The sequence below is a fragment of the Psychrosphaera sp. F3M07 genome, assembly GCF_018860345.1.
Lineage (GTDB): Bacteria > Pseudomonadota > Gammaproteobacteria > Enterobacterales > Alteromonadaceae > Psychrosphaera > Psychrosphaera aquimarina.
In genome coordinates this window covers 154805-179208 of the sequence record NZ_JAHKPJ010000028.1, presented here as the reverse complement: position 1 = coordinate 179208, position 24404 = coordinate 154805, and the positions used below count along the sequence as shown (strand labels likewise).

The window sequence follows — 24404 nt, the reverse complement described above, 5'->3', positions numbered from 1 at the left end:
TGGCTTAAAACCAACAAGGCAAAAGGGATTAGATCATTATATTTGTATATTAAAACAACGTATATTTAATAAACTGAGGTTAATCTGTGTAAACTCTATTACGGCCTGTGGCTTTAGCCATGCGTAATGCTGAGGTGGCTTTTTGAATAGTTCCGTCCAGACCGATCTTCTCACAGTATTCTGTAACGCCAATCGACACCGTGATTTTAGGCAGGCGTTCTTTATTTTTGGCATTAATAAACTGTAACTTTTCGACACCTACTCTGACCTTTTCGGCAATTTCTTTGGCCGTCACTGGGTTCGCATCAGGGATTAATACTAAAAATTCTTCACCGGCAAGTCTGACTGGCAAACCGCTGTCAGAAACATAACTTTTCACTTTTTGTGCTACTTTTGACAGAATGACGTTCCCGATGGTCATGCCATAATTATCGTTAAATTGTTTAAAGTGATCTAGATTAATCGCTAAGGCGGCAATATTCTTAGTGTCGTTATTTACCCACATATCAACGGTTTGACTCATTACTGAACGGTTATATAAACCGGTTAATGCATCAAGTTGTCGGTTGGCATGTAAATCATCGATTTGTTGTTGCAGTTCGTTTGATTTGGTTTGTGCTTGTTGTAACGCTTTGAATAACATTTGTTGCGTTTTTTTAGCGTAAGTTGTCGCTTTTATTAACTTCTCAATCACTAGTTTTGACGATTCAGGATCTGAGTCGTTCAGCAGTAGTAAACCTTCATCTAAAATATTAGCGTAATGGCCGCTGTCTCTTTGTGCTTTTTGAGTATGTCTTTGAGTTGAGTTGATAATAGAGGAGGCGTGCTGAACAACTTTCTCCGAACTTTCATCAGAACTGAGTATGAATTGACGGTATAACTCTTCCATTAAAAATGAATCTATTATGCAACCGTCGTTAATATCTTTATTAATGCAGTTAACGATATCATCGTTTTCCCCACTGGCGTACTCATAAGCAACGCTATAGTTTATAGGGCTGGCAGCTAATCTATGTTGCTTTAAAAACACGAGTGTCTTTTGCAACTTAGACTCAGCTTGCTCGATGGTATCCTGGTACTTCATTAATTGGGCTCCGGAACAACTTTTATATGGGAACTATACTCAAGTCGCTATTTTAACTGTAGAGCCACTAATGGCAATCAAAATACGGAGTTGAATACGCGAAATTTTATTATTGTTATTCGTATATAGCGTATAGAAAAATTATTATTATCTGTAAACTAAGATTCTTTTATTTTAAGGTCAAGGAATTACTGTAATATTAAGTGTTAAAGTTGTAAAAAATTCAAAAAAATAGTTAGTAGATACTTATGGAAATAAAAAAAGCTAAAAATCAAAAACAAAAACTGCAAAGAGTTAATGGCATTTTGGCGGCAGCGGAAGCACTATTTGTTGAGTCTGGGGATGAATTACCCTCTGCAATACAAATAGCTAACAAAGCGGAAGTGGCTAAAGGGACTTTATATATTTACTTTAGAACTAAAGAAGCTATTTTTTTAGCTCTGCTGGAAAAACACCTGCAAAATTGGATCATTTCATTTGAAACGGCAACGCGTAAATATGAAACCATCACCGTTGATGATATTTGCACCTACTTAACCCAGTATTGGGTAGAAACGCCTCAATTTGGTCAACTGTGTCGTATTTCAGATTCACTATTAGAATCTAGAGTTGAAGAGAAAGTATACATAGGGTTCCAAAATAAAACCGTTAATGGATTAAAACGAATGGTTCCCGCGTTAAAAGAATTAAACCCAGATGTAGATTCAAAACAATGGTTAAGTTTACTACAACGTAGTTATCAATTATTAACGTTAGCTTGGGTTGAAAGTCATCCTAAATTTCAGATTGCAATGACTGAAACCCCTAACTTTGAAAAACTCAGTAATGAGTTGTTAAGTCCATTTTGGCAAGAGTTGGTTCAATATCGTAAACATGTGCCAAAACAAAAGTCAGGCTGGCGTAAGTTGTTGGGGAATTAATCTTGGTCATTAACAAATTAGCCGCATTTTTAAGAAAACACTTTATTCACGTATCTTGGTTTTCTATTTTGATGCTTTTAGGTTTCCATGCCATTTTAAGTTGGGTGTTATTGTATTTAGTTGGTGAGTATGAATTAACCAACTTTAGTTCATACCTTTATTATTATGTCGTTACCACAAGTACGGTTGGTTATGGTGATTTAAGTCCCACATCATTTGAAGGTAAATTAGTAGTCGCCTTGGTTCAAATTCCGTTAGGTTTAGCCATATTTGGCGCACTATTAGGTAAGTTAGGACGTTCAGTTAGCAGAGTATTGAGACAAATTATGACTGGTGAAAAAGATTTTAGTGAAGAAGATTCACATATATTAATTTTTGGTTGGCACGAGAACAGAACTGAAAAGATGGTGCAGCATATTTTAGGGGATAATAAACGTCAAAAACGAAAAATATTGCTGTGTGTAACTAATGATCTGGAACATCCATTTTTAGATAACCCGCTGGTGGAGTTTGCTAAGTTAAAGTCATTGACTCAAGACGATGAACTGACGCGTGTAGCAGTTACCAAAGCTGACCGTATTATTGTTGATTGTGATAATGATGATCAAACCTTCACCTGTGCCTTGAAATTGAGTTCTTTAGTTAAAGACGAATGTCATATCAGTGCTAACTTTAGTGACGATACTAAAATAGAAATGTTAAATCGTTATACTAAAAACATTGAATCAAACTCATCTAGAACGGCTGAAATATTAGTGCGTTCCATGCAAGACCCTGGCAGTAGTCGATTACAAGAAGAGATGATGTCTACACTAAGTGGCCATACGCAATTTTCTACACAGATGCCTTTTGATATAGGCGCACATAAATTTGGCGACTTATTTTTCCATTTAAAACAAAATCATAATGCAATTCTTCTTGCTGTCGCTGAAGACAGAATCGGTGTCAAAATGCACTTAAACCCTGACAATGATTTTAATGTCATGCCGGGTCAAGTTTTGCATTACGTGGCGCAAGAAAGAATCATAGCCGACGAAATTAATTGGACCCAAATAGCAGTTAGAGAAATTTTATGAGCCAACAAGCATTAGAAACCTTATTAGATCATCTTAAACTAGAGAAAATAGAAGAAGGCTTATACCGGGGACAAAGCCAAGCCTTGGGCTTTGGCCGAGTATTTGGTGGTCAGGTTATTGGTCAAGCACTTAGCGCCGCCAAAGAAACCGTAGATAATCGATTTGTGCATTCATTTCATAGTTACTTTTTACGTGAAGGCAATGACCAAACCCCCATAGTATATGAAGTGGAAAATATTCGAGACGGTGGTTCGTTTAGTACCCGCAGAGTCAGAGCAATTCAGTTTGGCCAAACCATATTTTATATGACAGCATCTTTTCAAACCGAAGGTGAAGGCTACAATCACCAATCAACTATGCCTAAAGTCATAGGGCCAGAAGGTTTGATGTCAGAATTAGAGTTTTATCAAAAAAATCTAGATAAAATTCCTCAACAATTTCATGCCAAAGCATTGGCTGATAAGCCAATTGATATGCGCCATGTGCAGCAAATTAATCCGTTTAAACCAGATAAAATGGAACCAGCTTGTCAAACTTGGATAAAAGCGAATGGGACATTGCCAGATGATCAAAGAGTTCATCGTTATTTATTGTCTTACGCATCCGATTTTACATTTTTGCCAACAGCATTGTTACCTCATGGTGAAAGCTTTATGCAACCAAAAATGCAAGTGGCTACCTTAGACCACTCCATGTGGTTTCACCGTCCATTTAGAATGGATGAATGGATTCTATTTAGTAAAGAAAGTACCAGCGCGAGTAGTGGTCGAGGCTTAGTACGCGGTGAGTTTTTTAATCAAAATGGTGAGTTAATCGCATCTGCGATGCAAGAAGGTGTTATTCGTGACCATGAAAAATTCCCTCGCAAAAAATAATATTATTTAAAGGATAACCGCCAGTCGATGCTTCATATTGGCTGGTGGTTATTTATATTTTTTGATGAAGCCCTCACAATCGCCCGGATGTGAGTTATCTATTAAATAATGTATTTTCCATTCATTATTCTGCAGCACTAATTGAAAGCTATTTACTCCACAGTGACTTAATTTGTTATCTAAGTAAAAGGCGTAAGGCGTCCAAACACTGGCGAGATTGTCTTGAATTTGCATTTGAATATCTAATAAATGCTCATCTAAATAACGTTCGCTGCTGTTAATGCTGTTGGCAAATTGTTGGATATCACTATTCTCAATAGAACCATCACTTTTTGCTCTTTGCAGTAAAGCACTTGCCGTAAATTGTTGTAGCAGTTTAGCACCATCGTGACTCCTCATCGCATCAAACAGATTAGTGATTGGTTTAGTCACGGGATTGGCAAACGAATTTAACGCCATAAAAAATAAACTAAATATAAAAACGTTTTTCATTATCTGTTTGCCTTTTGTTATCTTGAATATAAAGAGCGCTAAGCGCTAGCCTAATGAGTTTAACGATTGCAATAGTTCAGCGCTTAACAAGGAGTTAATAGTATCTGAGGTTGCCTTACCAGAGGTGGTTAAGTGCATTAACCCCGCCTCATCAACGCTTACATATTGTTGTTCACGTAGACAAGTCACAAAGTTTGATATCACTTTTTTATCGAAATATTCTGGTGCTTTAATATCGTGTAATTTTAATAAACGCCCCGCCAGTTTTTGGCAGTCGCTTTCTAATTCACTGCGTTGAATACCTTCAACCTGTTCTATACGAATAAAACCAAGAGCATAACGTTGTAACGTATCTTTCATTATTTTAGCTAATAAATTTAGTTGTAAATAAGCCATGGAGTTTTTAGCGGTTACTGATAAAGAGCCATTTGTATCTTGAACTAATTCTTGTTGAATGAAAAAGTCGATCACTTGTCCACAATATTCATCTACGTTAGTGATAGTGATAAATAATTCATTTTTTAACAAAGGTAATAAATGATTAACTTTAGCCAGTATCAACTCTTTTGTGGTGTTATTTGAGTTAACGATAACTCCAGCAATAATCGCTGGAATAGCAAATAAATGAACCACATTGTTACGGTAGTAGCTCATTAAAATTGCATTTTTGTCATCCAATTTGATGATAGTGCCGTATTCGTCACTTTCAGCTTCTACCTTTTCAAGTTGGATAGCCTCTTCAATTATTTCATCAGCGGTTTGGGTTGGTACTTTGATATTGCTAGCATAAGGTACTTGATGATTTAACTGCATATAAAAAGTTAACAGCTTTTGCATTTCGGCTCGTGGTAAAGCGTGACTATCAGAAGTTAACAAGGTAAGGGCACATAGGTTCACCGTATTCAATACCGCAGCGTCATTAATTGAGCTCATGATGGTATTAGCGGTGTGGTTTACAACCGGGGTTAACCAAGTTGGTTTCACAACATCAACTGGATTAATTAACTCGCGCCATTCAGGTGCTTTGTCATTCAGGATGTCATTTAAGCTGATTGGCTCGCCAAAATTCACATCGCCATGGCCATAATTTTTAAGATTTTTAAGGGCTTTAAATATTCCAAAAATGGATTCACTTTCTTTGTTCTGGCCTTGCAATTCTTTTAGGTAAGTATTTACTTCCATTACATGTTCATAGCCAATGTACACAGGAACTAAAGTAATAGGTCGGTCTACGCCACGTAACATCGCCTGAATAGTCATGGCTAACATGCCCGTTTTTGGACTTAATAAACGGCCGGTACGTGAACGTCCCCCTTCGGTATAATATTTAACCGGATAACCTTTTATGAACAACTGACTTAAATACTCACGAAAAACAGCAGAGTATAATTTGTTGCCTTTAAAACTTCGGCGTAAGAAGAATGCACCGGCTTTTCTAAACATAGGACCGGCAGGCCAGAAGTTTAAATTTATTCCAGCGGCAATATGTGGTGGCACTAACCCTTCTTTATATATGACATAGGTTAGTAATAAGTAATCCATGTGGCTTCGGTGGCAAGGTACGTAAACAATTTCATGACCTTTTTGTGCTAACTCTCTCAAATTGTCAGCGTTATGGACACGAATACCGTTATAAATTTTGTTCCATAACCAGGTTAATAAACGTGCGCCAAAGCGGATATAAGATTCTCGGTAATCTCCGGCAATCTCATCTAATAGCTTAATGGCATTCTTTTTGGCTTGCTCCATAGAGATGTCTTTGGCGTTCATCTCTTCTTGTAATGCTTTTTTTAGTGATGGGCTAGCCAACAAGCTATTAAACATGGCGGTACGTGCCATTATCTTAGGTCCTGTTGCAACAATACGTTGGCGTTCAAAATGAATTCGCGCAACACGGATTAACTTATGAGCTGCCGCTTCAGATGTACCGTGTTTGTTGACCATTTCAATCAATGAAACGGGTTTGGAAATGCGAATGAAATTACTGCGACCAGAAAATAAAACAATGATCAGTTTTCTAATCCAGCTAGCTTGTAGGTTTTCTGCGATTAAGTCTTTAATGCCAATTTTTGTATTTTCTTTGGTTTTTTCAACACCGGGAGCACGGCCCCAACAGATCATGACTGGTACAAATTGCACATCTTGTTGGCTACTTGCAACTTGAGTTAATAATACTTGGCTATGTTTTAACATCTTAGCGTCGTGTTTTTCAGCCGTATTAAAAAACGATTTTATATGTTTTACGCCTATGGTTCTGGCAAGCGAATATTCACCCACTTTTAGCGTTTTAAATGGACTCGGTAACCCTTGATTTCGGCATGCTTGTTCAAGCGCTAATTTGTCAGCAAACGAGTCTGTGACTAATACATATTTGATGGGTTTGGTGAGATCTACTGATAAATCACTGTCAGATACGATATTTACTTTAATAAACGGACGCGTGATCCAATAAAAAAGGTAAGAAATATAAGCCATTACGTTCAATCTCGAGAAAATATAAAATTCAGTCAGTAATTTTAACAAATTGTTTTGTAAACCCGAACTAACATTTAAGTTAAATTTGCAGTTTTAAATTTGCTGTATATACTAACAGTCATTATCACTGTATGGAAAACCAGATTATGCGTCCACTAACCGATCGTCAAGCTCAAATCCTTGAGTTAATTAAACAAGCGATAGTTTCAACTGGCATGCCTCCAACTCGAGCAGAAATTGCTAAACGTTTAGGTTTTCGCTCTGCTAATGCCGCGGAAGATCATCTGAAAGCATTAGCAAAGAAAGGATATATTGAGATCCTTGCAGGCACGTCACGTGGTATTCGGTTAACTGAAGATATTTCAAATATAGAAGCAGGAATTCCCGTTGTTGGTAAAGTTGCGGCCGGTTCTCCTATATTAGCGATGGAGCATGTTGAATCACACGTGAATCTAGATCCTATGATGTTCAGTCCATCGGCTGATTTTTTACTGATGGTTGAAGGTGAAAGTATGCGCGATATTGGCATCATGGATGGAGACTTATTAGCGGTTCATAAGACTCAAACCGCACGTGATGGTCAAGTGATAGTGGCAAGAGTTGAAGAAGATGTGACGGTAAAACGTTTAGAAAGAAATGGTAGCCAAGTTATCTTACACGCAGAAAATAAAGAGTTCGAACCAATCAAAGTAGATTTAAACTATCAGGACTTTGCAATTGAAGGTTTGGCCGTTGGTGTAATTAGAAACAGCTCATTAATGTAATCGCTTAATAAATATAGATAAAACCCGCTTGGTTAAAAAATAATCAAGTGGGTTTTTTTATGTCTTTTTGTCCGGTGATTATTTGCACAATTGAAATAAAGGGTATAGGTTAGACTGGTTGAACAAAAATAATACAAACAAAATATCAACATAAGTCAGCTACATAGACTGATATAAAAATAATAAAAACAAACATTTTTTGGGGATAGATATAAACCGATTAATAATTGGTTTATATGCTGGTGTGGGTTGTACAGACATCCTCTTCTTAATGTTTTAAATAGGGAGGGTGTTTAGTGACTGCTAAGCAATCAAGTTGGTTAATTCCAGCTGCAGTATTTGCGAATAATGCTGTTGCGGATGAGATGCGTCTTAATATGACCAAAGGCGTAACGGATATCAGTGCAAGTGTTTACGATTTGCACATGATCATTTTCTATATCTGCTGCGTTATTGGTATTGTCGTTTTCGGGATCATGTTCTGGTCCATAATCCATCATAGAAAGTCCAAAGGGGTGAAACCTGCAAATTTCCACGAAAGTACCAAAGTGGAGATACTCTGGACGGCCATTCCATTTGTCATTTTGATAGCGATGGCATTTCCCGCTACAAAAACCTTAATAGAAATGGAAGATACTTCAGATGCTGATCTGACCGTGCAAGTTACGGGCTCTCAGTGGAAGTGGCACTATCGATATTTTGAACATGAATTGGACTATTACAGTCTCCTCGCTACGCCTCAAGCTGAAATCAGAAACGAACGAGCAAAATCGGCTAACTACCTTTTAGAGGTAGATAGACCGTTAGTGATCCCAACAGGCCAAAAGGTTAGATTTTTAATTACCTCCGATGATGTTATTCATTCGTGGTGGGTACCTGAGTTTGCCATCAAAAAAGATGCAAACCCTGGTTTCATCAATGAAGCATGGACTCGTGTGAATGAGCCGGGTATCTACCGTGGTCAATGTGCCGAGTTATGCGGTAAAGATCATGGTTTTATGCCAATCGTTGTTATTGCAAAGGAACCTGCTGAGTTCAAAAAGTGGATGGCAGAACAAACGGCTATTGCGAAACAAGCGAAAGAAGAAGAGCAAAAACTATTGGCAATGAACATGTCGATGGAAGAGTTAATGACCTTAGGTGAAAAAGCTTATATGGCTAATTGTGCAGCGTGTCATCAAGCCAATGGGCAAGGTATTCCAGGCGTATTCCCAGCTTTAAAAGACAGTGCAATTGCACTGGGTGATGTCAAACAGCATATTGATATTGTTGTTAACGGCCGTGCTGGAACCGCAATGCAAGGGTATGGAAAACAGCTTGGTCTTAAAGATTTAGCGGCAATTGTGACTTACGAGCGTAATGCTTGGGGTAACAATACAGGTGATGCAGTGCAAGCTGCAGCGATTAATGAATTTCTGGCCGGTAAATAGGAGGAGCACGTTATGAGTACAACAAATTTAAACGCTGATAACCATGCCGAGGAACATCACGGTGCACCTTCAGGCATTATGCGTTGGTTATTAACAACGAATCATAAAGACATAGGTTCATTATATCTATTATTCTCACTACTGATGTTCTTCATTGGTGGTGGTATGGCTATGGTAATCAGGGCGGAATTGTTTCAACCTGGATTGCAAATAGTTGAACCTGACTTCTTTAACCAAATGACAACCGTACATGGTTTGATCATGGTATTCGGTGCGGTTATGCCAGCTTTTGTTGGTTTAGCCAACTGGATGGTTCCAATGATGATAGGTGCGCCAGATATGGCATTGCCTAGAATGAATAACTGGAGCTTTTGGATACTGCCGTTCGCATTTTTAATTCTGTTAATGTCTTTGTTTATGGAAGGAGGTGGACCTAACTTTGGTTGGACTTTCTATGCACCATTATCAACAACATACAGTAATGACAGTACCGCCTTGTTTGTATTCTCAGTTCATATTATGGGGATATCCTCCATCATGGGGGCGATTAATGTCATTGTAACTATCTTCAACCTTAGAGCGCCAGGCATGACATTCATGAAAATGCCGTTGTTTGTGTGGACTTGGTTAATCACTGCTTTTTTATTAATTGCCGTTATGCCTGTTCTTGCTGGTGCTGTCACTATGGTACTGACGGATAAATACTTCCTAACCTCATTTTTTAGTGCGGCAGGTGGTGGTGATCCGGTTATGTTCCAACACATATTTTGGTTCTTTGGTCATCCAGAAGTGTACATAATGATATTGCCGGCGTTTGGTATTATTTCGCAAATAGTGCCAACCTTTAGCCGTAAAAAGCTATTTGGCTATTCTTCCATGGTCTATGCAACAGCATCGATAGCACTATTGTCATTTGTTGTATGGGCGCATCATATGTTCACAACGGGGATGCCGTTAGCGGGTGAACTCTTCTTTATGTATTGCACTATGCTGATATCAGTGCCTACCGGTGTAAAAGTCTTTAACTGGGTGGCGACCATGTGGCGTGGTTCTTTAACCTTTGAAGTACCAATGATGTTCTCTATCGCATTCATTGTACTGTTTACCATAGGTGGGTTTTCCGGTTTGATGCTGGCAATTACACCAGCCGATTTCCAATACCACGATACCTATTTTGTGGTAGCACATTTCCATTACGTTTTAGTAACAGGCGCTATATTTTCAATTATGGCGGGTGCTTATTATTGGTTACCCAAATGGACTGGATACATGTTTGACGAAAAATTAGCTAAAGCGCATTTTTGGTTATCACTGGTATCAGTAAACGTATTGTTCTTCCCTATGCATTTTGTAGGCTTAGCAGGTATGCCAAGACGTATTCCTGATTACGCTACTCAATTTGCTGACTTTAATGCCGTGATAAGTATTGGTGGTTTTGCCTTTGGTTTATCACAATTGTTATTTGTAGCGGTTGTTTACAAATGCATTAAAGGTGGTGAAAAAGCAACGGACCAAGTGTGGGAAGGGGCAGAAGGTTTGGAGTGGGAAGTTCCATCTCCAGCGCCGTATCATACGTTCGAAACGCCGCCAGATATCAAATAAAGTTTAATAATTTAACATTTAATGGTTTGAGTTTTAGATGACAGACAAACAGACAGCACAACAAGATACAAAAAAACTCGTTAAGAAATTAGTGTTAACTGTGTTTTTTATGTTTGGTTTTGGTTTTGCTTTGGTTCCGTTATATGACGTGTTTTGTGATATCACCGGATTAAATGGCAAAACCAGCAATGTGGCTGCTGTACAGTCAGATTCTGTGGATAAAACAAGAACCATAAGTGTTGAATTTATTGCACGTACGCAGGGTAATTTACCTTGGATATTCAAACCAGAAGTAAAAAAAATGAATGTTCACCCTGGGGAAATGCATCAGCTTAATTTTTTAGTAAAAAATAACTCAGTTGACAATATGGTGGTTCAGGCAGTGCCATCTGTAAGCCCAGGTATTGCAGCTGCATATTTTAATAAGATTGAATGTTTTTGCTTTAATCAGCAGCCCTTAGAGCAAGGGCAAGCGGCTGATTTAGGGTTACAGTTTTATATCGACAAAGACATACCGCCTGAATACACAACGGTTACTTTGTCTTATACCTTGTTCGATATTAGTAAAAATATAGAACAAGACGAATTTACAAAACTGTTTGCTGATAACAAAAACTAATGCTCATTTTGAGAGGGCAGTTATGAATAACAATGAATATGAAAAGTATTATGTACCAGCACAAAGTCCATGGCCGATTGTGGGCGCTATTGGACTATTTTGCATAGCATTTGGTGCAGGTAATTATGTTAATGATGTAAAAAATGAAGTGACAGGTTTCGGCGGCTATTTATTACTCGCTGGTATCGCCATTATTATTTTTATGTTGGTGGGATGGTTCAGAAACGTTATTGATGAATCAATGGCGGGCATGTATAGCAAACAATTAGATAGATCGTTTCGACAAGGGATGAGTTGGTTTATCTTTTCTGAGGTCATGTTTTTCTGTGCCTTTTTTGGCGCACTATTATACGCTCGGGTGTTCTCCATACCTTGGTTAGGCGGGGCGAGTAATAATGCTATGACCCATGAGGTTTTGTGGCCTGCATTTGAAGCCATTTGGCCGTTAACGACTACGCCTAGTGGTCAAGTAACCGAAGCGATGGGCTGGAACGGCTTACCTTTAATTAACACTATTATTTTATTAGTCTCTTCGGTTACCTGCCATTTTGCTCATGTAGGTTTGGAGCAAGATAAGCGTAAACAACTTAAATGGGGTTTAGGGATCACCGTTCTGTTGGGTGTGATCTTTTTATTCTTACAAGTAGAAGAATATACTCACGCTTATCAAGAAATGGGACTGATGTTATCCAGTGGTATGTACGGCAATACCTTTTACTTGTTAACCGGTTTTCATGGGTTACATGTGACATTGGGTACTATCATGTTGTTTATCATGTTCTTGCGAATCGTGATTAAAGATCACTTCACGCCAGAAAATCACTTTGGTTTCCAAGCGGCGAGTTGGTATTGGCATTTTGTCGATGTAGTTTGGGTCTGCTTGTTTATCTTTGTTTATATTATGTAGTGTGGCAAACCCTGCTTACGAACGTTAGGCAGGGTTTCTTTGTGTATCAGATTTATATTAATAAGGTCTAGGATTTGGTTGTATTACGCCGGTCGCTAAACAAATCAACAAAATAACAATCAACAGTCCAGAGTACATTAACCTTCTGCCAATAAAATGTGACATAGGTTTTTGATCTGGTTCTTGTTTTAACATTGATTTCATTGCTTTAAATAAATTAAAGACAATAGAAATTAATATTAATCCGATAACAATTTTGATGATGAGATCCATTTATATAATTACCTATATGTCAGTTTTTGGGTTGTAGTATTTTGATAATGTTTCGTCGCTTTTCTGTATCATTTTTCCCTTTAGTGGTTACTTTGGCCGCTTTTGTTGTAATGTGCAAGTTAGGTTTCTGGCAACTAGAAAGGGCCGACCAAAAGAGACAACAAATCCAATTGTTTTCTCAGCAAGGGGAAATAACCAACAAGGCGTTCACTCAACTCTCATCGTCACAAATCACAGCCCTAAACGGTCGAACTGTTAATTTAACCGGTCGTATCTTGACTGATAAAGTGTGGTTGTTAGATAACCAAACTTATCAAGGCAAAGTAGGTTATAGCGTTATCACACCCGTAGTCTTAACCGGTAACCAGCAAAGGTTATTGGTCAATTGGGGTTGGATTCAAGCTGGTAAATACCGCTCTGAACTTCCTAATGTGCAATTACCAGAAAAGATAAATTTGACTGGGATAATAAGAACCACTGACTTTGAGCAATTCACGTTACAACAAGTCCCTAATGAAAGTGGCTGGCCAAAACGTGTGCAATCGGTGTCGAGTATTCTTGTGTCATTAGATAGCACTAGCGTTTTGCCTGTCGTGATATACGCAGATACGCTTGAAGGTATCAACTATCCGCAAACGTATAAACCTGTCGTGATGCCCCCTGAAAAACATCAGGCCTATGCCGTTCAATGGTTTTTATTGGCATTGGCGAGTGTGGTTGTTTTCATCTTTGCTAGTTACAAAAATGGCAAACGTGTTCAGCAAACATCAAAATTATAGTTAGAGGAAAATAATGAAATCTAAGTCGTTTTTTAGCATTTTCGCCGTCATGGCTGCAGTACCGTTAGTTTTAGCCTTTATGGTTTTAAAGTTTGGCTGGTTTACTCCTGGAGCAACCGCAAAAGGTCAGTTTGTTGAGTCTGAAATTACCCTTGATTTAAAAGATATGGCTGAGAAACCTATTTGGAATTTAGTATTTCAGCCAAGTGAGAAGAATTGTGACCAAACTTGTGAAGAGCAATTGTATGGATTAAATCAAACTTACATTGCGTTAGGAAAATTACAAAAAAGAGTGAATGCAGTGGTGTTAAATGAATCCATAGCGTTAACTGAATACCCTTTACTCAAACACCATCAAGCAAGAAATGCTGAGTTAGACGTTGGCCATATCTACTTAGTGGACCCGTTTGGTAAGGTGATCATCAAGTATGCCGGTAGTACAAAACGTGAACAAACCATTAAAACCAGTAAAGATATTTTGGCCGATGTGAAAAAACTATTAAATTATGCCCGAGTCGGTTAATAATAGATTGTCATGCTCAAAATAAGAATAACAAGGAGCAATTTCGATGGTACGAACATTATATAAACTTAATTTAATTGCAATATTGGTTGCAGCGATTGTGGTCATTTTGGGGGCCTATACTCGTTTAACGGATGCCGGTTTAGGTTGTCCTGATTGGCCTGGCTGTTATGGCTTTTTGTCAGTACCAACTCATGCTGCTGATATCGCACATGCAGAAGGTGCATTTCCTGATAGACCTGTCGAACATGCGAAAGCTTGGAACGAAATGATCCACCGCTATTTTGCTGGTTCATTAGGCTTTCTAATCCTCATCATGTTTTTACTGAGTTTAAAAACAAAACAGAGAATGGCATTACCCACCATATTATTACTGACCGTTTGTTTTCAAGCATTATTGGGCATGTGGACGGTGACAATGAATTTAATGCCGTTAGTGGTCATGGGGCATTTATTAGGTGGGTTTACTACCTTCTGTTTATTAGTCATTTCAGCTTTAACGCTCAGTCGACAAATTAACGCTGGTCATATTGCCTCATCACCTTCTTCTTTATGTCACCGATTATATCGGCTGTCTCAACTCGCGTTTATCTGTTTAGTTATTCAAATAGCATTAGGTGGCTGGACAGCATCCAATTATGCCGCCGTGGCATGTACTGAGTTACCTATCTGTGAGGGAAACTGGACAGAAAAATTTGATATTAAAGAAGCGTTAACCATTCCTACTGGGCATGATGATTATGAATATGGAGTGATGCATTACGAGGCCAGAATGTCTATTCATGTCTTGCACCGATTTGGCGCCATATTGGTATTGTTTGTGTTTATTGCGCTAGCGTTTAATTTAATGAAGTCTAAAAGCACTGAACTAAAACGATTTGGCATGATATTAACTTTGTTAGTATCTACTCAGTTTTTATTAGGGGTCAGTAACGTGGTATTCCAATTACCACTATTTATTGCTGTGAGTCACAATTTTGTCGCTTTATGTTTGCTCGCCAGCTTAATTACACTAATGTTTAACTTAAGTTCACAAGGGCGCCAACAGGCATCCTTTAATACTTGGATAAAAGGGTGAATATCATGAGTAGCTCAAAATCATTTCAAATTCCATTTATAGACGCTGTGTTGCAAGTGTTTGCCGATTTATACGAAATAACTAAACCAAAAGTGGTTGCCATGTTAGTGATCACGGCCATAGTAGGAATGGTGTTATCACAAGATACCTTGCCTAATTTATGGTTAATGGCCATGGCATCGTTAGGTATTGGATTATTATCTGCTGCTGCTGCGGCATTAAACCATATTGTTGATCAGAAAATAGATTCGCAAATGGCGCGCACATATAATCGGCCATTAGCGAAAGGTCGTATCAATAACTCCCAAGCCATTTTCTTTTCTCTTTTGCTCGCAGTAAGTGGTTTTGTACTTTTATATTTTGAAGTTAATCCGCTTACCGCTTGGCTGACGTTAGCCAGTTTGTTTGGTTATGCGGTGGTATACACGCTCGTGTTAAAACGTTTGACCCCACAAAATATTGTGATTGGTGGGTTAGCAGGAGCAATGCCGCCGTTATTGGGGTGGACATCTATTACCGGTGAGTTACACCCACACGCCTACTTTTTAGTCATGATAATATTCACTTGGACACCACCTCATTTTTGGGCGTTAGCGATACACCGTAAAGAAGATTACGCCCGGGTAAATATCCCTATGTTACCTGTGACCCACGGCTCCCAATTTACTAAGATGACGATAGTGTTATATACAGTACTGTTGTTATTAGTGTGTTTATTACCGTATTTGGTGGGTATGACTGGGTTAATCTACTTGGTATCATCTTTGGTATTAAACTTAATGTTTTTACGTTATGCCTGGTTACTTAAAACAAGCGAAGATAAAACATTAGCGATGGAAACATTTAGATTTTCAATTTGGCATTTACTTGTATTATTTGTTGCCTTGTTAGTAGACCACTTTTTTAAATTTTAAGGTTGTAAATGAAACTTCAAGAAAAACTCGGGTTATTATTCGTCGCCGCTATCGCATTGTTTGCGGGGCAATTTTACTATCAGACTAATCAACAAAAACAATACTCAGAAACGACATTAGTCTATCAACAACCTAGAGCGATAAACCCATTCAAGTTATACGACCAAAATAACAACTTGGTCAATAATGAAAGTATTGCAGGGAAATGGAATCTGGTTTTTTTAGGTTACCTTTCTTGTCCTGATATTTGCCCGATGACCATGGCAAAATTAAGCCGACTATTACCTGAATTAAACGAAATCTCTCCAGTACCTGTACAGGTATTATTTGTGTCAGTAGATCCAAAACGAGATAGCGCGGAAAAACGCAAACAATACGTTGATTACTTTAATCCAGATATTCTAGGGTTAGGGGCGGAACACGTAGACTTATTTCCGTTTGTAAGAAACTTAGGGTTAATGTACTCAGTTCCAGATAATGACGCACAAGATTACTTTGTCGATCATAGTGCATCAGTGGTATTAATTGACCCTAATGGCAACACGGCCGCTATTTTCAAACCTGAGATAAAATTAGGCCAAGTACCGACGATTGATACTGCAATTATTACTGCAGATTTTAAAACGCTTATCCAATAAATGAGGCTGGACAAGCGTAATATTAAAAGCCGTGCATTGATTTATTTATAGGTTAATAAACAGTTTAGACATCCAATAAAAACGTCCACTGTGCGTGATTGAAGGGGCTGTACAGTTATATTTAACTCGGCCTTTTGGAATATCATTGTCAGAGGCTATTTTAAACTCAAGATCAGACACCCACTCCGGTTTCTGTGGTTGACTTGACCCACTAATAAAACAGGCTAATTGAGATTGATAAAAGTCTCGGTTTACCAAGCTTACTTCTAATAAAGGTCTGTTACTCATAGGTTTAGTATCACTTGGTGAGATAGACTTAATATTAAACGGTATACTGTTTAACTTTGCCTTTAGGGTTTTAGGGTTGGCATATATGCCATTGGCAGGAAAACGAGATAAGGCAGTAAGCTCACTGGTTTCGTTTATTGCTCCGGAATGCTGGGCAAATCCAACATAACCTAATTTGTGTAAGTCTTTTTTGATTTTCTCATCATATTCACCATACGGGTATGCCAATAACTTATGTGATTGATTCAACTTTTCTAAGATCATTTGTTCAGCTTGTTGAATATTTTCAATCATTTGCTCGTCGGTTAAGCCATCTTGTACTAGGTTTTCGTGAGCCATCGTATGGTTAGCAATCAAGCCTTGGTGTTTACTTAGCTCAGCTAATTGGTCCCAATCTAAGTACAATTTACTTGGGCCAACCATTTTTGGATTTACAAATACAGTAAATGGGAAGTTATACTGTTGTAATAATGGCAGGGCATTGTCATATACACTGTGATAACCATCATCAAATGTTATGGCGACCCAGTTATTATCGACAGGGGTATTATTTTTAATGGCATTAGTAATGGTCGTTAACGGAACTACCGTTAGTTTGAGTTCTTTAATTAACTCTAAATGTTGTTGGAACTGTTCAGTCGTAACACTGGTAGATTTAGGTGTTTGATCACTGACATGATGGTAAATTAATACGGTAGCTGCATGTGTTTTAAATAACAAACAAGATGCAACAATAATAGCAATTAACGCTTTCTGAATGACACTTTGGTTCATAATGATAACTTCAACTTTTCAAATATTTAGTTTAAATACAATGAGCGCAAGAAAGATCTGGTTGCTTGCATGGCCTATGATCTTAGCAAATATTAGCGTACCACTGTTAGGATTTGTTGATGTCGCAGTAATAGGTCATTTACCTTCACCGTCTTTTTTGGCTGGCACGACCTTAGGTAGCTTAGTGATCATGGTGTTATTTTGGTTGTTAGGCTTTTTACGTATGTCCACTACAGGCTTAGTTGCACAAGCTTTTGGTGATAATAATCCACATCAAGAAGCCATTGTAGTGTTACAAGGTGTGTTCATCGCTCTTGTTTTGAGTGCGGTAATATTAATTAATCAAAACCATTTATTCAGTTATTTTGTTTCATTGTTATCTACCGATGTTGATTTGTCTGAGTCTATTCAGGCTGCACAAACCTATTTTTCAATTAGGGTTTGGTCTGCACCCGTCAGTTTAATCAACCTTGTTTTAACCGGTTTCTTAATTGGTAAAGGTCAAACTAAAACGGTGCTCTATGCCTTATTGGTTTGCAACCTAGTCAATTTAATTGCTGATATTATTATGGTACCTGTGTTGGGGTTAAATGTGTCTGGTGTGGCTTATGCCAGTGTCTTGGCAGAAGTGACTTTATTTGTCTTTTTGTTGAGCCATGTATACCCACAAATAATTCAATACATGACGTTTAACCTGTCCATCTTTCTGGGCAGTCAGCAGTTACTGTCATTAAACGGACTGCTTTTTATTCGCTCTATGTTGTTACAGCTATGCTTATCGTTTATTACTATTTATGCCACTCGTTATGGTGAAGTTGCCGTCGCGACAAACGCGATAGTCATGCAATTTTTTATGTTTATTTCGTTTACGATGGACGGAATAGCCTTTGCGTTAGAGTCTTTAGTTGGTCAAGCATACGGTAAAAAACAAAAGGTTAAAGTGACACTGTTTATTAGAACGGGGTTACGTTTAGCTACTTTTGGGGCGATCGTTTATTGTCTAGCGTATTGGCTGTTGGGTGAATATATTGTTTATATGTTAACGAATATAGATACCTTACAGACAGCACTAGAGAGTTACTATGGTTGGATAATCTTATTACCATTAGTAAGTTACATGAGTTTTATCTTAGATGGTGTATTCGTAGGATTAGCGTATAGCTACAAGATGTTTAAAAGTATGCTCATTGCTGCAATTACTTTTTTTGTGGTGTTCTACTTAACCAAAGAGTTAGGCAATCATGCGCTGTGGTTGGCATTTTGTAGTTTTATGTTAGCACGTGGGTTATCGCAGTTGTACATGGTAAGAAAAACCAGCTTTATTTAATGTTCTTATATTTGTCTCTATTAAGTTTGGCTTGGTGTCGAAAAAACGCTATGCGATTTGCAACAATGCCAATGTAACCTCTAACTGCAAATACAAATGAAATACATATAACCGTTAAACCTAAAATTTGCACAAATGTAGGTTGATCAATGCCAAGGTAAATTAAACCCACACCAATCAAAAATAACACTAAACCAATCAGAAAATGCTGAACACTTTGCTGTGGATTAGAGCCTTGTTTAACTAAAAATTTTTGTAATTTATCGGTTGGCATAACAAGATTTACACTTTCGAGTAATGGCAAATAAAAAAGGCAAAACAGAGTTTTGCCTTAAAGGGTATTAATAATAGGAATGTTCACCAGCTTGGTGTTCTGTTGTATCTTTAACACCGGTGATTTCGCCTTCAAATTCGGCTAACATTTGTTTTTCGATGCCTTCTTTAAGCGTCACATCAACCATTGAGCAACCATTACAGCCACCACCAAATTGCAATATCACTAAACCGTCTTCAGTGATCTCTACAATTTGTACATTACCGCCATGACTCGCTAGACCAGGATTTACTTCTGATTCAATAAAGTACTGAACACGTTCACGTAAAGGTGAATCGTCGGATACTTTTCGAGCTTTAGCATTTGGTGCTTTTAACGTTAATTGAGAACCCATTTGATCAGTAACAAAATCAATTTCAGCGTCTTCCAAAAATGGAGTGCTTTCATGGTCTAAAACAGCTTCAAAGCCGTTGAATGCCAAAATGGTATCGTCTTTTTCTACTGATTCTTCAGGGCAATAAGATACACCACATTCTGCGGTACGAGTGCCAGGATTCACAACAAAAACACGAATTCGTGTCTTAGGCGCTTGTTTATCCAAAAGTTTAACAAAGTGTTCTTGAGCTGATTCTGAAATAGTGATCATACAAATAACTGACTAAATTACTAGGGTATAACTATGATACGTTTATTCGTCGCTTGAGCCAAGTGGATCGACTAATTAATTAGTTATAAATTTGCGATTTAACCTAGATAGTTGGTAGGGTTACGCAACTATAAAAAGGGTGTTCATCTTCATGTTACGTTTTACTACCAAATGTTTTATCACTATCTCACTAATTTTGAGTGTTTTTGCGGCCACTGCGGTGGAGTTGAATTTTTATTTACCAAAAGAAAAGTTAAATGAAAACATTCCAACTCCTGAGTCGGTTCTGGGTTATCAAGTAGGAGATTGGCATGTAAGACATGACCAACTGGTCATGTACTTTAAGGTTTTAGCTCAACATTCAGATCGAGTGTCACTTAAAGTGATTGGTAAGTCACATGAACAGCGTGAATTGTTACAAGTTACGATAACCTCTAGTGCAAACCATAATAAGTTGGACTCAATTCAGCAACAGCATATCGCTCGACTGTCGAGTTCAAAAAAACCGAACTCGGATACTTTACCTTTAGTGGTTAACCTTAACTACAGTGTGCACGGGGATGAGTCATCGGGAAGTAATGCGTCTTTGTTAGTGGCCTATTATTTGGCGGCTTCAAATAACCCAGAAGTGCTAAAGTATTTGGATAAAATGGTCATCTTGTTAGATCCAAGTTTAAATCCTGATGGCTTGAGTCGTTTTGCTCAGTGGGCTAATCAACACAAAGGTCACAACTTAAATGCCGATCCAAATAATCGTGAACATGTGCAAGATTGGATCAGAGGTCGAGTTAATCACTATTGGTTTGATTTAAACCGTGACTGGTTACTATTACAACACCCTGAATCTCAAGCACGTATCGCACAATATCATCAATGGCGTCCAAATGTGTTAACTGACCATCATGAAATGGGCCCACACAGCACGTTTTTCTTTCAACCAGGTATTAGTTCTAGAAAAAATCCGTTAACACCAGATAAAAATGTGGAGTTAACTAAACGTCTTGCTACATTCCATGCTGATGCTTTTGATGAGCAAAATAAATTGTATTTTACCGAAGAGTCATTTGATGATTTTTATGCAGGAAAAGGCTCTACTTACCCGGATTTGCATGGAACGATTGGTATCTTGTTTGAGCAAGCGTCTAGTCGTGGTCATTTGCAAGAATCAATCAATGGTTTGTTAGATTTTCCTACAACCATCAAACATCAAGTGATGGCTTCTTTATCAACGTTAAAAGGCAGTCTTGTAAATAAAAATGACTTGTTGGATTTCCAATATGAATTTTCACAACAGTATAAAGAGCTAGCTAAAGAGATAGATTTCGACGGGTATATATTGTCAGAGCAAGATGATAAAACGCGTTTTTATTCTTTATTGAGTTTATTACAACAACACGATATTGAAGTGTATCCGTTAAGTAAAAATACCGAAATAAATGGACGGCAATATGACCAACAAAATTCCGTTTATATTCCACTGAAACAACCGCAAATTAGACTTATCCAATCTGTATTTTCGACTCGTAAAAGTTTCAATGACAATACGTTTTATGATGTATCTAGTTGGAATTTAGCGATGGCGTTTAACATCACTTTTGACAAGGTAGAATCGAAACGTAAAGTTAAGCTGGTGGATCAAGAGTGGCAAAGACCAGAGCGTAAACCTCATGCGAACATATTGGCCAATTATAGTTATGCGATTGATTGGGCTGACTACCATGCACCTGCGTTAACCTACGCGTTATTAAATGCTAATTTTAAAGTTAGAGCTGCGTTAAAACCATTTACAGCGAAAACACCAAATGGCGTTAAACAGTTTGCCGCAGGGACCATGTTAATCAACGCAGGTTTGCAACATGGCGATTGGGTGACCATGTTTAATCATATAGTAAAACAGTTTTCAGTACCGGTATCTGCAATAACAAGTGGCTTGACGCCAACGGGTATAGATTTAGGCAGTCGCAATATGATGCCGGTTTATAAACCTAATGTATTAGTTGTCGGTGGGTTTGGCACCAACTCATATGAAGTGGGTGAGACATGGTATTTGTTTGATAAACAATTAGGTTTTTCTCCAACGATTATTGAAAAACGTTGGTTATCTAAAACAGATTTAGACAAATATACTCATATTATTATGACAGACGGTAGTTACAGCAAAGATGATGACAGTCTGATAGATAAACTAAAAGTGTGGACCAAAGCGGGGGGCGTTTTATGGTCACAAAAACGCACCGCATTATGGTTAGCTAAAAATGGCGTGTTGAAGTCAGAGACGTTAACGCAAAAAGAAATGAATGAACGATTTGATAAAACTCAATTAAATTATTCAGACATGGAATCTATTGCAGGAAAACAAAGAATTGCCGGTGCTTTTTTCAATCTTAAGTTAGATTTATCCCATCCTTTGGCATTTGGGTATAACAAGCCAATGTTACCTGTATTCAAAAACCGCACAGACCTATTAGTTGAGGGGACCAACCCTTTTACTAACGTTGCCAAATATACTGATGCGCCTTTAATCGCTGGATATGCTGATGAAACAAATGTAAATGAAATTGCTAATGCTAGCGGGTTAGTCGCACATAAATATGGCAAAGGCGTGGTGATTGGCATGACAGACAACCCTAACTTCCGTTCAATTATGTATGGCACTAACAAGTTGATGTTTAATGCCCTGTTTTTAGGCAAAGCAATAGAAGCCAAATAAAAACTAAGTATATTTTCTGATGGCAACCGCTGCTAAATATACAGCGGTTGCGCCTGCATCTAACAAAGCTTGAGCTGCGGCGTTTGCAGTGTGTCCGGTTGTAATCACATCATCCACCAATAAAACCCTTTTTCCCTTAACCGATTCGTCACAACTGAAGGCTTGTTTCATATTCATTTTCCGCTGAGTTTTATTAAGTTCGGTTTGTGCTTGGGTGTATTTGGTTCTTGTTAAACCGGTACATATGGTTAACCCTGATGAATAATCAATAAACTGGCAGAGTAAATCGGCTTGGTTGTACCCACGTTCTTGCAACCGTTTATGGTGAATTGGCATAGGGCATAATAAATCAGGTGTTATCCACTGTGTGTGTTTGAGGTGTTGGTTTAACAATTCACCCATGACTTTTGCGCTATTAATTTGGTTGTGGAATTTTACTTGTGGTATCCATTGCTCAAATGGCCATTGGTAATTACTGACCACGGCAAGACCAGATAAAGCATCGTGTTTTATATGATCACAGATATTGGCATAAGACATTAATAAATCACAACCAAGAGGAAATAACTCTAAATCGGATAAACATATATTACAAATTAACTGGGACGGTTGTTGAGTGATTCCGTCACATAATAAGCAGTCATTAATAAAATTGTGGGTGATATATTGCAAAAAAACATCCTTATTTTTTGAAGCAAATGGGTTGTCATCGTAGAATGTATTTTTGCCCTTATGATGAATCACATGTCTACTCCAATTAGTTATAATTTAAGCACTGAAGAAACACCAATTATTTTATTGCATGGTTGGGGAATGAATAGGCAGATTTGGGGGGAGTTATACACCTTATTGCCCGATGAAATTCAGCAACGAATTAGGTGTCTAGATCTACCTGGGTATGGTGATAATAGAGTTGAATTAGCTGAATATGACCTATGCTCATTAACCGATTGGTTAGCTGCTCAAATAAATGAACCAAGTGTTGTTATTGGCTGGTCTTTAGGTGGGTTAATTGCGCAAAACTTAGCATTTCATTATCCGGATAAAGTTAGCAAAATTGGCTTGGTCTCGACTAGTCCTAGGTTTATGCAAGATGAAACTTGGCCAGGAATAAAACCCGATGTGTTAACTCTGTTTCTGAGCCAATTAAGTCAAGACCATGTTAAGACGGTAGAGCGTTTTTTAGCAATTCAAGCCATGGGCAGTGATTCTGCAAGACAAGATATTACGGCCTTAAAAAATGTTGTTTTAAGCGTTTTACCACCAGAACAAACTGCATTAAAAAAAGGGCTGAATATTTTGCAACAGGTAGATTTAAGAGAACAACTTAAACAACTCGCTTGTCCAGTTTTTGCTTTGTTTGGCAAATTAGATTCTTTGGTACCGATTTCAGTTGAGCACGAAGTCCTGATGTTAAACCCAAACATTCAAACATCACGTTTTGAAAAATGCTCACATGCGCCTTTTATCTCAGACAAAATTAAGTTTAAAACTTGGTTATTGGATGTTATTGCCGCATAACGACATTAATTGTTATGTTTTTAACGATTAACCAAATTAAAACTTTATATATTTACCGTATTGGTTAATAATTATACATAAGGTAGTAGTAGATATAAGTTGAGATTATTATGCAAATTGATCAAATGCCAACCGCGTTTAATTCTGGTTTAAATGGAATTAAAAAAGCGGAACAAGGTGTAGAAGAAGCTGCAGTACAAATTAATCGCTTAAACACCGAACAAGATCAAGTTCAAAGTGTCAAAGTTGATAATAAAGAAAAGCTTGCGATGGCAGACTCACAACCTCAACCGTCATTAACCGAAGAAGTTGTTAAATTAGCTGTTAATGAACATTTAGCAAAAGCGAATACTAAATCTATTAGAACGGCCGATGACATGATCGGTACATTAATCGATACAAAGGTTTAATTTGT

25 protein-coding genes are annotated in these 24404 nt (G+C 37.8%); 17 read left to right on the top strand and 8 right to left on the bottom strand.

Annotated elements, in window-relative coordinates:
- Nucleotides 1–79 precede the first annotated feature (79 nt).
- Nucleotides 80–1084, bottom strand: coding sequence for a GGDEF domain-containing protein (locus KO505_RS17070; RefSeq protein ID WP_216056668.1), 1005 nt, complete (start codon nt 1082–1084; stop codon nt 80–82).
- A gap of 248 nt (nt 1085–1332) precedes the next feature.
- On the opposite strand from KO505_RS17070, the gene KO505_RS17065 reads away from it, so the two are divergent.
- Genes KO505_RS17065 through tesB form a run of 3 tightly spaced genes read left to right on the top strand, consistent with a single transcriptional unit; the run spans nt 1333 to nt 3955 of the window.
- Complete coding sequence (locus KO505_RS17065) at nt 1333–2004, top strand: TetR/AcrR family transcriptional regulator (RefSeq protein ID WP_216056667.1); 672 nt, start codon at nt 1333–1335, stop codon at nt 2002–2004.
- Complete coding sequence (locus tag KO505_RS17060; RefSeq protein ID WP_371820017.1) at nt 2004–3080, top strand: potassium channel family protein; 1077 nt, start codon at nt 2004–2006, stop codon at nt 3078–3080. Before KO505_RS17065 ends, KO505_RS17060 begins: the two co-directional genes overlap by 1 nt.
- Nucleotides 3077–3955, top strand: a complete 879-nt coding sequence (gene tesB, locus KO505_RS17055) for an acyl-CoA thioesterase II (RefSeq protein WP_216056666.1) — start codon at nt 3077–3079, stop codon at nt 3953–3955. The genes KO505_RS17060 and tesB overlap by 4 nt, the downstream gene beginning before the upstream one ends.
- 48 nt (nt 3956–4003) lie before the next feature.
- Here the strand turns inward: tesB and KO505_RS17050 are convergent, their stop codons facing one another.
- Nucleotides 4004–4447 (bottom strand): hypothetical protein, encoded by a 444-nt coding sequence (locus KO505_RS17050; RefSeq protein WP_216056665.1) that lies wholly within the window; start codon nt 4445–4447, stop codon nt 4004–4006.
- A gap of 45 nt (nt 4448–4492) precedes the next feature.
- Nucleotides 4493–6922 (bottom strand): glycerol-3-phosphate 1-O-acyltransferase PlsB, encoded by a 2430-nt coding sequence (gene plsB / locus KO505_RS17045; protein ID WP_216056664.1) that lies wholly within the window; start codon nt 6920–6922, stop codon nt 4493–4495.
- Between the two features lie 146 nt (nt 6923–7068).
- Here plsB and lexA point away from each other — a divergent pair, with 146 nt between their 5' ends.
- The 5 genes from lexA (at nt 7069) to KO505_RS17020 (ending at nt 12244) form a co-directional block, all read left to right on the top strand.
- Nucleotides 7069–7686 carry a transcriptional repressor LexA gene (lexA, locus tag KO505_RS17040; RefSeq protein WP_216056663.1) on the top strand — a complete coding sequence of 206 codons (618 nt, stop codon included), beginning with the start codon at nt 7069–7071 and terminating at the stop codon, nt 7684–7686.
- Nucleotides 7687–8051: 365 nt separating this feature from the next.
- On the top strand, nt 8052–9116 hold the full coding sequence (coxB, locus tag KO505_RS17035; protein WP_216056693.1) for a cytochrome c oxidase subunit II: 1065 nt from the start codon (nt 8052–8054) through the stop codon (nt 9114–9116).
- A 12-nt stretch (nt 9117–9128) separates the two neighbouring features.
- Nucleotides 9129–10718 carry a cytochrome c oxidase subunit I gene (gene ctaD / locus KO505_RS17030; RefSeq protein WP_216056662.1) on the top strand — a complete coding sequence of 530 codons (1590 nt, stop codon included), beginning with the start codon at nt 9129–9131 and terminating at the stop codon, nt 10716–10718.
- 37 nt (nt 10719–10755) lie between these two features.
- Nucleotides 10756–11337: a cytochrome c oxidase assembly protein gene (locus tag KO505_RS17025; RefSeq protein ID WP_216056661.1), complete on the top strand. Its 582-nt coding sequence runs from the start codon at nt 10756–10758 to the stop codon at nt 11335–11337.
- Nucleotides 11338–11359: 22 nt separating this feature from the next.
- A complete protein-coding gene (locus KO505_RS17020; RefSeq protein WP_216056660.1) occupies nt 11360–12244 on the top strand; it encodes a cytochrome c oxidase subunit 3 in 885 nt (294 codons plus the stop codon).
- Between the two features lie 57 nt (nt 12245–12301).
- Here the strand turns inward: KO505_RS17020 and KO505_RS17015 are convergent, their stop codons facing one another.
- A complete protein-coding gene (locus tag KO505_RS17015) occupies nt 12302–12517 on the bottom strand; it encodes a DUF2909 domain-containing protein (RefSeq protein WP_216056659.1) in 216 nt (71 codons plus the stop codon).
- Between the two features lie 47 nt (nt 12518–12564).
- On the opposite strand from KO505_RS17015, the gene KO505_RS17010 reads away from it, so the two are divergent.
- Genes KO505_RS17010 through KO505_RS16990 form a run of 5 tightly spaced genes read left to right on the top strand, consistent with a single transcriptional unit; the run spans nt 12565 to nt 16449 of the window.
- Nucleotides 12565–13296 (top strand): SURF1 family protein, encoded by a 732-nt coding sequence (locus tag KO505_RS17010; protein ID WP_216056658.1) that lies wholly within the window; start codon nt 12565–12567, stop codon nt 13294–13296.
- A gap of 13 nt (nt 13297–13309) precedes the next feature.
- Nucleotides 13310–13819, top strand: coding sequence for a hypothetical protein (locus KO505_RS17005; RefSeq protein ID WP_216056657.1), 510 nt, complete (start codon nt 13310–13312; stop codon nt 13817–13819).
- Between the two features lie 46 nt (nt 13820–13865).
- Nucleotides 13866–14897, top strand: coding sequence for a heme A synthase (locus KO505_RS17000; protein WP_216056656.1), 1032 nt, complete (start codon nt 13866–13868; stop codon nt 14895–14897).
- Entirely contained in the window at nt 14882–15811 is a 930-nt protein-coding gene (gene cyoE / locus KO505_RS16995; RefSeq protein ID WP_216056655.1) for a heme o synthase, read from the top strand. The genes KO505_RS17000 and cyoE overlap by 16 nt, the downstream gene beginning before the upstream one ends.
- Before the next feature lie 8 nt (nt 15812–15819).
- The gene (locus tag KO505_RS16990) at nt 15820–16449 is read left to right on the top strand and encodes an SCO family protein (RefSeq protein WP_216056654.1); all 630 of its coding nucleotides are present in this window, start codon (nt 15820–15822) and stop codon (nt 16447–16449) included.
- A gap of 45 nt (nt 16450–16494) precedes the next feature.
- On the opposite strand, the gene KO505_RS16985 is transcribed toward KO505_RS16990, so the two are convergent.
- Complete coding sequence (locus KO505_RS16985; protein ID WP_216056653.1) at nt 16495–17511, bottom strand: polysaccharide deacetylase family protein; 1017 nt, start codon at nt 17509–17511, stop codon at nt 16495–16497.
- A gap of 40 nt (nt 17512–17551) precedes the next feature.
- Between KO505_RS16985 and KO505_RS16980 the strand changes: the two genes are divergently transcribed.
- Nucleotides 17552–18838 carry an MATE family efflux transporter gene (locus KO505_RS16980; RefSeq protein ID WP_216056652.1) on the top strand — a complete coding sequence of 429 codons (1287 nt, stop codon included), beginning with the start codon at nt 17552–17554 and terminating at the stop codon, nt 18836–18838.
- Here the strand turns inward: KO505_RS16980 and KO505_RS16975 are convergent.
- Both KO505_RS16975 and nfuA read right to left on the bottom strand, forming a co-directional pair.
- The gene (locus KO505_RS16975; RefSeq protein WP_216056651.1) at nt 18831–19112 is read right to left on the bottom strand and encodes a hypothetical protein; all 282 of its coding nucleotides are present in this window, start codon (nt 19110–19112) and stop codon (nt 18831–18833) included. The genes KO505_RS16980 and KO505_RS16975 overlap by 8 nt on opposite strands.
- A 67-nt stretch (nt 19113–19179) precedes the next feature.
- Nucleotides 19180–19758 (bottom strand): Fe-S biogenesis protein NfuA, encoded by a 579-nt coding sequence (nfuA, locus tag KO505_RS16970; protein ID WP_216056650.1) that lies wholly within the window; start codon nt 19756–19758, stop codon nt 19180–19182.
- Nucleotides 19759–19909: 151 nt separating this feature from the next.
- Here nfuA and KO505_RS16965 point away from each other — a divergent pair, with 151 nt between their 5' ends.
- A complete protein-coding gene (locus KO505_RS16965; protein ID WP_216056649.1) occupies nt 19910–22468 on the top strand; it encodes a M14 metallopeptidase family protein in 2559 nt (852 codons plus the stop codon).
- 3 nt (nt 22469–22471) lie between these two features.
- Here KO505_RS16965 and KO505_RS17615 read toward each other — a convergent pair whose 3' ends face one another.
- Complete coding sequence (locus KO505_RS17615; RefSeq protein ID WP_216056648.1) at nt 22472–23212, bottom strand: ComF family protein; 741 nt, start codon at nt 23210–23212, stop codon at nt 22472–22474.
- Here KO505_RS17615 and bioH point away from each other — a divergent pair, their 5' ends adjacent.
- Together bioH and KO505_RS16950 are read left to right on the top strand one after the other, a co-directional pair.
- Complete coding sequence (gene bioH, locus KO505_RS16955) at nt 23213–23989, top strand: pimeloyl-ACP methyl ester esterase BioH (RefSeq protein WP_216056647.1); 777 nt, start codon at nt 23213–23215, stop codon at nt 23987–23989.
- 110 nt (nt 23990–24099) lie between these two features.
- On the top strand, nt 24100–24399 hold the full coding sequence (locus KO505_RS16950) for a hypothetical protein (RefSeq protein ID WP_216056646.1): 300 nt from the start codon (nt 24100–24102) through the stop codon (nt 24397–24399).
- Nucleotides 24400–24404: the final 5 nt, after the last annotated feature.